Here is a 10105-nt window from a genome sequence, read left to right as displayed (position 1 = left end):
CACCTCGCAATCAAGAGAACCTGTCTCACGCTTGCGCCGCTGCTTCGCTTTTGTCACCAACCTTCGGTCAGGTTCGTAAGTACAATGCCGACGGTAAAGAACTTTACCTTCAGGAAACTCCTCTTCCTCCGGGTCCACCAATTGAACTTTTTCAGGTTCTTTCAGAACGATTTCAAACCCCAAGCTCGATAGATAAGTGTTTGCTTCGTCACCACTAGAGAATAAGTCGTAGTCTAGCGGTTCACCGTTAGCATACTCGTTTGCAATAGAGAGGATGAGCTTTGGTGGAAACCGGAAGCACTGATAGAGCAAGTCAAACTTTGACGATTGTCGTTTATTGGGTATGCCTTCGGCTTGAATCCGCTTGATCGCTTTTATAACGTCACCTCGGCTGATGTTCTGTGGAATCACTACTAATCCATGAATGCTTTAAGCCTATTGTGCCCACCAGCAAAGCCGATCGCTGTTCTAGGGGAAGCTACAGTCCCACAAATTCGCGTGCTTGCGCTCCAGTCAGTTGAGAGACGATCGCCATCTGCGCCTGCAGCTTCAATACCGAGAACTCAGCCAGCAATCGCTCAACACTCCTTTACAACAATTGGAAACGGGTTTCGTCTTTTTTCAGGAGCAATCCGTCAAGAGACCTAGCAGCGCGATCGCGTCCGACCACTGCGACGTGTCCAGTTCCCAAACCGTAAGAGGCGCTTGGCTGGTATCCACCGCGCTGCTCTCCTCCTGCCGCCTTTCTCCGCCGCTTGAGGGCTGCTCTGCTGGCTGCACAATCCTGGTTAGAAACCAGTAGGTTTCGCCCGTGTCGAGTTGCACCAGCAGGTGATGGTGCCTTTCCCATAGTGAGGACTGTACAGCTCCGAGGCGTCCGGTAGGGGTGAGGACGAGATCGGCGTTTTGGAAGTCAGAGTGTGTGAGACAACTGGTATAAGCGTTCTGGTTACTTAAAGGGTATCTCACACACAATAGGTATTATTTTAGGGATACCAATTTATAAAATTACTTAAAACAGCTTCTAGCAAGGCATTTTAGAGTTTTAACTTTTTCCTTTACACGGAAGGGGTCACTGGTTCAAATCCGGTATCGCCCATACGAAATGAAACTGTGCAAGCAGTCGCAAAGGCTGCACTACACGTTTGGTGCTGGTAAGAGCGGCGATCGCTCTCTTGGATTTCTGCCCCAAGCAGGAATAAAGTTTTACAACAGCAAAGTTTTATAACAGTAAGAATCGTGGCGAAGGTGAAGCTAACCTGTTGTTTCTAATATCTTTATCAAACCGCTCTAGTAGCTGAAACAGAGGCGTTGTATTTGTGCTCACCGCTCCGCTTAACTCATTTCATCCCTTTGGATAGAAGGATAAAGATAGCCCCATCGTTAACGTTCAGATGGATTGAACTCATTGCAGACAATCGCGTCTAAGGGGATTTCAATGGGCAAGCCCATCCCAGCGTTTCTACCTGGTTAAACACCCAGTCCAGCGCAAAATGGAGCGCGATCGCAGTGTTAAACATCGCGGCGCTGGCACTTCTAGTAGATCCTGGCAACCACAACGGTTGAACGAACGATTAAGTGGAGAAATTTATGCAGAACGATGACAAAAAACGAGCAGTTGGCGTGTTTGCCAATCAGCAACAGGCAGAACAGTCATTAAACGAACTCAAGGCATCTGGCTTTCCAATGGAGCACGTTTCCATTGTGGCTAAACAGGTGGGTGAAGAGGAGCAAGTGAGTGGGGCTGAGGTCACCGATCGCATTGGTGACCAGAATGTGAAAACTCCGCTGGGAGTCGTTAAGGATACCTTTGCTCATAGCTCTTGGGCGTTTGTGTTGGTGGGTTTGACGAGTCTCGCTTTACCGGGTATTGGTCCCATTTTGGCAGCGGGTAGCCTAGGTGCTGCATTGGCTGCAACAACGGTGGGCACAGGAATTGGGGCACTGGCAGCACACAATGTTGTTAAAGCCTTCACTCACTTAGGTATTCCCGAAGCCCAAGCTAGCGTTTATGGCGATCGTCTTCTGCAAGGAGACTACTTGGTAATGGTAGAAGGCAGTTCTGACGAAATTCAAAGTGCTGAGCAGGTGTTTAGCCGGCAGGACATTCAGGATTGGGGCATTTATCCGGCTGTGTGAATAATTAAGCAATTGAGGAGAATCAAGAATGCCAGTTGAGCTTGAGGATGCAAAACGCACCGCGATCGCCATGCAACTAGCAGAGATGAAAGCAGTGCAAAATCTACTCATTCTCACTGAGCAGCGGCTGATGAATGAGGTGAATGATGACAGCGTTCACCAACAGCTACAGAACATGCTGGAACAGGATCAGAAGAATCTGGGTGTTCTAGATACCGTGATGATTCAGTATGGTGTTCAGGCAGAGCTTAAAGACGCTGTTAAGCAAAATTTGGAGAGAACTCGAAGCCTGATAGAAGGCTCCAAGTTAACTCCATCTGAGAAATTGCTCCAGCATGAATTGCTCAAACATCGGCAAACAATGGCGGGACTAATTATTCACAAAGCGGCACAAATTGTCGGTGCTGATGTTGAAGTTGCGATCGCTCCCTTACACACAATCAACTTTGAAAACCGTGCTCACCAGGAGCAACTCAAAGGGAGTTTAGAAATCCTGGGTGTATTGGAGTTAACCGGACAGGAACCAGATCAAGGAGTTCAGGCACGGACTGAGGATGCGATCACGGCTTTTACGGGAGTAGTTGGCAGCGTGGTAACACGTACTGATGATGAAATGAGCATCCGCGATGTGCTGTTAATGGACCACAGCAAAACGGACATTCTATTTGCAGAAGTTTTAGGCAACAATGATCCGCAAAAAATTCGGGAGTATTTTGGACAACTGTATCAAGATGTCAAAGTTCATGGGTTAGCAGAAGAACAAGTTCTTTATCCAGCTTTAAGCCCCTACTACGACCAAATGCAGGAGATCGTTGACCAGACCGATCACGTCATCGAACTGTTAAACAAAATGAAATCGTTTAATCCTGCTAATCCTAATTTTAAAGCTCAGGTTGAGCAGCTAAGGCTTGCAGTCCGAGGTCATATTGATCAGGAAGAGAGGGACATCTTTCCCAGAATCAAAGATAATTTAAGTTCCGAGCAGCAAAAGACACTGGCAACTGATTTTAAGGCGGCAAAAAGCAACCTACAGGAACAGCAGCAGGAACAAAAAACCTTTTCACCTCCGCAACCTTCTGTTAGCCCAAGTAACAGCAGCTATCAAGCAAAATCCTGGCTCATCTTTATGAATAACACGATTCCCTGGAAACTTGTATTTCAAACAAAGGCTGTGATCAACTGGATTGAAGCAGTAATCCTTTTAGTCGGCGATCGATGGATACGTGAGGCACTTAACACTGAACCCCTTGTCAACACTGAATACTCCCAACTTGTTTACGGATTAGTCTTTATTATTGGAATTGGCTACTGGTGGGTTAGCCAGGACATTACTAAAAATGATGCCATTATAAAGCTGGGAATCTATGCTCAATTCAGCGTCTTTACAGTACTGGCTTATCACACTCTGTTCGGCAATCTTCATCCGTTTTATTTGGTTTCAGGTGTGATTGATCTAACCTTTGGAATTCTCTTTGTTCTGTATCTTTATCTTCGTAATCATGCTGAAGAAAATATCCAGACTAAAGAGATCTAGGATAACATCTTGAGATTTACAGCAGTGGGTGGATAGATTAGGATACCAAGACTATTCACCCGCTGCAAGAAACAGCAAATAGCTGCTATGTTGTTCTGCATACTGCTATAACGACTTCTCTTACTGTTGCAGCAGATTGCCAGCCCCAAGCCGGTACCTCGCTTTTTGCGGGAGTCGGAAGCATCCACCTGCTGAAAGCGATCGAAAATAATTGCAACTTGTCTGCCGGAATTCCTCGCCCCTGATCGATCGCGGTGATGATCACAGTCGATGTTCGATTCTGCTTGTGGTCTGCTTTCAGCTAAACAGTACTGTCTGTCTCCGAAAACTTGATAGCGTTACTGAGCAGTTTCCCTAACCCTCTCCTGCGAGGAGAGCGAACTGGAATTTGTCTCCTTTCTGCTTTGGAGAGAAGTTGGGAGAAGTCTTCTGAAGGTTTGTCAGTCAACAAGCTTGTCCAGCTATTTTGTTGCTTGTAGGAGTCGTTAGTCTGAGCTAGGGGCGCTGCTGTTGATAAAAGCGAGTGACTTGTTGCACATAAGTTGCTGTCGCCCCACTTCTACAACTGTTGTATTGACCCGTCATCCACCAACACGCCACGCTTTGCACCGTTCTCGTTTCATTGTTGGATGTCGCACGCAGCATTTTGTTGAATTCATCTTGCACAACGCACGTCACAACCTGCCTTGCAGTTGCAGGACTGCTTTCAAACTGAGAGGGCGTGACTTCTCGTCCTAAACATTGCTTTGACCAACCACGAGCCGTTTCGGGTTTCACTTGCCAATCACTATACAGACCATCATTCTGCTTGCCAGTTCTAGGTGCTGCTTTTCGCAGAGCTTCCACCATTGCCGTTACTTGACCAGTCGAAGTTGGGCGATTTTGTGCATGTGCCACTGGTCCAAATGATAACGCAATGCTGAAAAGCAAACTGCTGACCAGAACTTTCATGATGCCTCCTTTCTTAATCTATGTGTAAAACCTTCTTTGAATTCTGACCTCTGATTCTGTTTCCGTCTTCCTACTCAAGATGGTGATTTGCTCATCGTCGAGGTAAACGCCGTTATCTCTCCTGTCCAGCTGAAAAGCAATCCCAATTGCCAAAAGCTTTTTTCAATAACACCATTGCTGTCTGCGATCACGATCGCCGCTCGCCTGACTCACTATTTCAGCACGCTTAATGCTTTGGCTATCGATGAGGACTTTCTGATCGACTCGGCTGTCGATCCGTGTCCAGTCTGCCCAACTGCGCAAATAATCAGGCATCAATCCGACTTATTATCGCCATTGCTCAGTTTCAGCGGCTTGAAACAGGATTGTATTGGTTTCGACTACGCGGTTTCTCACCTCAGCTACCCAATTTCTGTGTTCACGGCGCGATCGCTGCTTAATTCCGCCCGGAGTATGGCTGGAGTAAAATATGCTGTCAAATCCCGCATACCTTTTATCAATGCTCTGCATCAAGCAGCGGTATGGGTTGCCGAGGCTCGGATTGAACGTTACGCTACCCCACACGTCCCTTAACACAGCTCAAACTTAGATGAATTTGCCTTGCACTACCTATGGACTAGCCATTCACACCACCAGCCCAGAATTGGGACTGGCGATCGGTCCGCTCACGGGAGACATCCGTGTGCAGGTTTGGGGCTTGGGGCGCGAGGTTTCTAGCTATTTGCATCAGCATCTAGCCGAGTTTCTGCAGCCACAGACTTGGACGGATCTAGCATTCATCGCTGTTGCAAACGGTCCGGGCGGCTTCACTGGCACCCGTATCGGGGTTGTCACTGCCCGCACGCTAGCACAGCAGCTTCAGATTCCGCTGTTTGCCGTCTCAACGCTAGCCGCGATCGCCTGGGCGAACCGAGCGAACGATCGGGCGATCGCGGTGCAAATGCGTGCTCAACGTGGCGAACTCTTTGGTGCTGTCTACCAATCGGTAGACTCTGAACTCCAGACCCTTTTGCCAGATACCTTGATGAGCGCTGAGCAGTGGCAACAAACGCTAGAGCAGTTAAAAACACCCTACCAGTTGGTGTCAGCCGAGGACGGATTAGGCGAAACGGTTGGCAGTCTGCTCGAATTAGCCCACGCCGCCTGGAAACAAGGGCAGCGCCCCCATTGGTCGGAGGCGCTGCCCTTCTACGGTCAACATCCAGTTACACCACAGAGTTAGTAGAGAGATGCTTCAGTTTGAACTTCTCTACTCTGAACCTCAGCTTGCCAAGTATTCACCGATCGCCGACTTGCGCTTGCGCAGCTTGGTCAGCGCTTCTCGCTCAATTTGGCGCACTCGCTCGCGGCTGATATTGAGTAAGTCGCCAATTTTTGCTAGAGTCAGCGCTTGCCCGTCTTCCAGTCCAAACCGCAGCGACAGAACTTGACGCTGCTGCGGCGTCAGATCGGTCATGAGCTGTTCTAAATCGGTCCGCAGCGACGATTGCATCGCAAACTCTTCTGGCGATGCTCCCATATCTTCCAGCAGTTCACCCAGTTCTGTGTCCTGGTTGTCGCCAACGCGCAAATCCAACGACAGTGGCACTCGCGCTCGCTCTAAGTACTCACGCACTTGACGCGGAGTAAGCTCCAATTCTTGGGCAAGTTCAGCAGCCGTTGCGGCACGTCCAAGCTGCTGAGACAGCTGACGCTGCGCTTTCTTAATCTTGTTGAGCTTCTCGGTGATGTGAATAGGCAGACGAATGGTGCGTCCTTTTTCTGCGATCGCCCGCGTAATGGCTTGGCGAATCCACCAGTAAGCATAGGTAGAAAAGCGATAGCCCTTTGTGGGATCAAACTTCTCAACGCCGCGTTGCATGCCGATCGTGCCTTCCTGAATCAGATCCAGCAGATCCACGTTGCGCTTGGTGTACTTCTTGGCAACGGATACTACAAGGCGCAGGTTTGCCTCCACCATCTTGCGCTTGGCGTACTCACCCTCAGCGACTACCTTTTCTAGTTCGGCTTCAGAAAGGTTTACGGTCTGCGTCCACTCCGCTGGGGTTGGCTCACGACCCAATTCCAGCGCCAGAGCTTCTCGCGCCTGATATATCAGAGATAACCGCTGCACGTGCTTCCCGTAAACAACTTCTTGCTCGTGGGTTAGCAACGGGACACGACCGATTTCACGGAGATAAGTGCGAACTGAATCGGTTGAGGTTTGAACAGTCTTCATGGGCTGCCAAGGAAAGTGAACGGAGACAACGAACTGGACAGGAGGTGAAGGATAAACAATCGAGACAAGGCTTCTCGATGCAGAACAGCTACAGAGCTACCAGTGACACTCACTGGTTAAAAGCACCCCACACAGAACTAGGCTTGACGCGATGCTATTGAACTTGAAGGGAGACTAACACCTGGGGTTCCTGAGCCTTTAAGCGATAGCAACTGAAGTACAGCGGCAATTCAGCCAAGGCGTCCATTGGTCTGTCGATTTAATTGTCTGAAGCATATGTTAATAACTGTAACATTTCTGAGGACGGACGTATATACCTACAGGAGTATTTCTTAAGCAGGATGAGAAACACAATTTATAGGTGACAAGTACTGTATGACGCTACATCAAGAGCCTACCCAGAACCCGATGCGACAAATGCATCGTATAAAACAAATTGGGGCACGATTCAATGACTTGATGCACAGAATAGCGCTTAAAGCAAAAAAGTCTAGAATCTTTATCAAACTTAAAGAATTGCTCAGGTCTTGCTGAGGCATTTCTGTGGTCAACAAGCGATTAACCAAGGGTTTCGTCAAAGCCTGTGCCAGTAAGCTGAGCCTCAGCTGAGGCGCCACCTGGAGCCACTATTCTTTTAGATTCACCCATTTTGCAAGCCATTTCTAAATTGGAGATGAGGGGTCTCGCCCTCTGGTCAAGGAAGTCTAAATTTGTTAAGTTATTGGGTTTATCTGATAAGATTACGTACAGTCAGTAAATGCACATCTTTGGGCGGAAACTTTGCCCTGAAGGCGGCAGGGCTAAGGAGTTGCACAGTAGCTCTACATTTTCTGAGCAACACGATTAAACGGTGCCTTCCTAGTCTTGCGTCTTTGCATCTCTCCGAGTTGCTATTAGGAGTTTGGTATGAACACAGCACAGACAGAGCGTGCTCAAGCCTACCGTAATGTGATGGAGACCTTGGTTGTAGAAGAGGTCGAGAAGCAATTTAAGCTGCTTCCAGTCAAGCTTGCCAACTGTCTCAGTAAGGTCGAAGTCATTGCATATGCCTTAAATCGACTGCCGTCGCTGTATGCGACTAGCCAAAAAGGATGGCAGCAGCATCGATCGCGGGCGCACAAAGAACTGAGCCATCAAGTTGTGGCGGCGGTGCGCCAAGCGATCGCAGCGGTGCGGCGCGACCCCATCCGCTCGACGCTTCCACTACGGGCAGACGCAGCACAGGAGGCTCAGATCGCGCTGCAAGGGTTAAAGGAGCTACTGCGACGCGAGGAGCTTTCTTGGAGTACCCTGGTGAATGTGGTAGAGCACACGCTAATCCGAACATCTCGTGGAGACATTACCTGGCGCAAGCAGGCACCTGCACCCGACACCCATGTCTGGCAGGATGCTCGCTATCTGTAAATCTCGATCGGCGAGATCTGGATCGCTGACCAATCGCGTAGGTCGCGTACTCACGGCATTGTTTCTGGGTTGCACTAGCTTGGCAGGTGCAGCGGCTGTAACAGAGCGATCGCTGGCAGCCGATCCCGCCTCCACGATCGAGCTGCGCCCGACTACGGAGCCGCTCGATGTCAACGTGCTGCAAGCGCCTTCTCCGCCAAGCTCTGTGGTGACTTCTACAACAATCTCCACGACTGGACTAACAATTCCTAGCCTCTGGTGGGTCAGAGAACAGTATGTGGACCAGCAGGCATCGACAAATAAGCTCTTGGAAAATTGGATTGCCTATCCGAGTCAAAACCGCCAGCCAGGGCGAGTTGATTTTGTGGTGAACCGTCAGTTTTGGAGCTTGTTGAATTACCTGGACCGCTACACGTTCTTGCACAAATTTGGCACGGCTGCCAGTAGCTATGGCTATAACCTGCGCGTGTTTGACAATCAGGCGACCCTCGTAGCGGCGTACACCTGCGATTTTCGCGCGGTTGACCCAAGCCAATTGACGCTCGCCCCTGCTGCCGACCTGCCGTGCAGCATTCTGCTCGATTCCACCGGAAAAGCAGGCTTTCGGGGACAGTCTAGCTCACCGCTTGGCGGAGGGTCTTCCAACGATCGCGATACTGCTGCACCGTAGCAGTAGGAAGCGGCTGCAAAAATTCGCTGGCTTCAAGGATTGCGGTGTCCGGCAGCAGGATCGGATTGTCGCGGAGCGCCTGAGGCAGACTTGCTCGATCGGTCCGCAACACGGCAGGAGAACTTGCCCGACTGAGTAATGCGAGTTCGGCGGCGATCGACGGCTGCCAGCAAAAGTTGATCCATTGCGTTGCCAAGGAGGACGCTGTCGAGGTTGCGGCTGGACGCACCCACATATCTGTCCACAGAGCGGTTCCCGACTGCGGTATCACCACGGCAATGTTCGGATTGCGCCGAATGATTGGCAGGATATCAGTAGACCAACCTACGGCTAACCACGTATCGCCCAAAATGAGCGGTTGCAAATAGGCACTGGAACTGTAGAGCTTGGCTTGTTGTTGCAAGGCACGCAGGTTCGCGTCAAGATCTGGAACCGAGCCTAAGTCCTGCGTGTTATAGGATTTACCCAACTTCTTCAGCGTCAACCCGATAACTTCGCGCGGTTGGTCAAGCAGGGACAGGTGACGGCGCAGGTCCGATCGCCACAAGTCGGACCAGTCCGTTGGCGGCTGCAAACCCTTCTCTCGAAAAATATCGGTTCGGTAGGCAATCACAGTGCTGCCCCAGCGGTAGGGTGCGCCCCAAACCTGCCCCTTCGCATCGAGTTGCCCTTGAGCATTGCGGGTGACAATCGCCTTCCAGCGATCGTTCAGCGGCAGTTGCGCCCAACCCTGAAGCTGAGTCGGATCAAGCGGCGCAATCAACTGCTGCTGAATCGCTTTTTCTAGCCAGTAATCGCCTAAGGTCACGAGGTCTGGGATCGCAGCCTCCGAGCTACCCACAAACGGAACCCAACTCGGCCACCGGCTAGCAGATGGCGGTTTCGCTTCTTGCTTCCATGTTTGCAGCAGAGTAAACAGCGTCTGTAGCTCTGCCTCCGGTGAAACGTTCAAAGCCGCGTTGCTCAGCCCTTTGCGGAACTCGTTGAGAATTTGGGGCGGCACCGAGCCGCTGAGCGATCGCACGGTCAGCGTTGACTGACTCTGCCCACTACAGCCTGCTAGCAGTTGGCTCAGCAGCATTGCTGACGCGCCTGTTAGGAACGATCGCCGTCCCAGAGTGAAGTTTGAATGATGAATGATGGATTTTGGATTTGACATGCTGCTCTTTTTCTCTTCTCCACTCCTCTG

Annotated in this window: 10 protein-coding genes and 1 pseudogene; 6 read left to right on the top strand and 5 right to left on the bottom strand. The window is 50.3% G+C overall.

The features are described from left to right. Positions 1 to 411 (bottom strand): annotated as a pseudogene (locus H6F43_RS12405) (hypothetical protein); the annotation flags it as partial. Between the two features lie 210 nt (positions 412 to 621). After that, positions 622 to 969, bottom strand: coding sequence for a hypothetical protein (locus tag H6F43_RS12400; RefSeq protein WP_190343062.1), 348 nt, complete (start codon positions 967 to 969; stop codon positions 622 to 624). A 621-nt stretch (positions 970 to 1590) separates the two neighbouring features. Between H6F43_RS12400 and H6F43_RS12395 the strand changes: the two genes are divergently transcribed. Then, positions 1591 to 2139 carry a general stress protein gene (locus tag H6F43_RS12395; protein ID WP_190343061.1) on the top strand — a complete coding sequence of 183 codons (549 nt, stop codon included), beginning with the start codon at positions 1591 to 1593 and terminating at the stop codon, positions 2137 to 2139. Between the two features lie 28 nt (positions 2140 to 2167). Further along, entirely contained in the window at positions 2168 to 3673 is a 1506-nt protein-coding gene (locus H6F43_RS12390) for a hemerythrin domain-containing protein (RefSeq protein WP_190343060.1), read from the top strand. 495 nt (positions 3674 to 4168) lie between these two features. Here H6F43_RS12390 and H6F43_RS12385 read toward each other — a convergent pair whose 3' ends face one another. Continuing rightward, positions 4169 to 4522, bottom strand: coding sequence for a hypothetical protein (locus H6F43_RS12385; protein ID WP_347272407.1), 354 nt, complete (start codon positions 4520 to 4522; stop codon positions 4169 to 4171). A gap of 189 nt (positions 4523 to 4711) precedes the next feature. Here H6F43_RS12385 and H6F43_RS12380 point away from each other — a divergent pair, with 189 nt between their 5' ends. Together H6F43_RS12380 and tsaB are read left to right on the top strand one after the other, a co-directional pair. Further along, the gene (locus H6F43_RS12380) at positions 4712 to 5197 is read left to right on the top strand and encodes a hypothetical protein (protein ID WP_190343058.1); all 486 of its coding nucleotides are present in this window, start codon (positions 4712 to 4714) and stop codon (positions 5195 to 5197) included. 16 nt (positions 5198 to 5213) lie between these two features. After that, positions 5214 to 5846: a tRNA (adenosine(37)-N6)-threonylcarbamoyltransferase complex dimerization subunit type 1 TsaB gene (gene tsaB, locus H6F43_RS12375; protein WP_190343057.1), complete on the top strand. Its 633-nt coding sequence runs from the start codon at positions 5214 to 5216 to the stop codon at positions 5844 to 5846. A gap of 39 nt (positions 5847 to 5885) precedes the next feature. On the opposite strand, the gene H6F43_RS12370 is transcribed toward tsaB, so the two are convergent. Further along, positions 5886 to 6842, bottom strand: coding sequence for an RNA polymerase sigma factor, RpoD/SigA family (locus tag H6F43_RS12370; RefSeq protein ID WP_190343056.1), 957 nt, complete (start codon positions 6840 to 6842; stop codon positions 5886 to 5888). 906 nt (positions 6843 to 7748) lie between these two features. Between H6F43_RS12370 and H6F43_RS12365 the strand changes: the two genes are divergently transcribed. Both H6F43_RS12365 and H6F43_RS12360 read left to right on the top strand, forming a co-directional pair. Further along, entirely contained in the window at positions 7749 to 8246 is a 498-nt protein-coding gene (locus H6F43_RS12365) for a late competence development ComFB family protein (protein ID WP_199290311.1), read from the top strand. Continuing rightward, entirely contained in the window at positions 8218 to 8916 is a 699-nt protein-coding gene (locus H6F43_RS12360; RefSeq protein WP_190343055.1) for a hypothetical protein, read from the top strand. The genes H6F43_RS12365 and H6F43_RS12360 overlap by 29 nt, the downstream gene beginning before the upstream one ends. Here the strand turns inward: H6F43_RS12360 and H6F43_RS12355 are convergent. Further along, a complete protein-coding gene (locus H6F43_RS12355; protein WP_242025553.1) occupies positions 8861 to 10075 on the bottom strand; it encodes an extracellular solute-binding protein in 1215 nt (404 codons plus the stop codon). The genes H6F43_RS12360 and H6F43_RS12355 overlap by 56 nt on opposite strands. Positions 10076 to 10105 lie beyond the last annotated feature (30 nt).

It is taken from the genome of Leptolyngbya sp. FACHB-36 (assembly GCF_014695955.1).
GTDB lineage: Bacteria > Cyanobacteriota > Cyanobacteriia > Leptolyngbyales > Leptolyngbyaceae > FACHB-36.
This window is presented reverse-complemented; position numbering and strand designations above follow the sequence as displayed.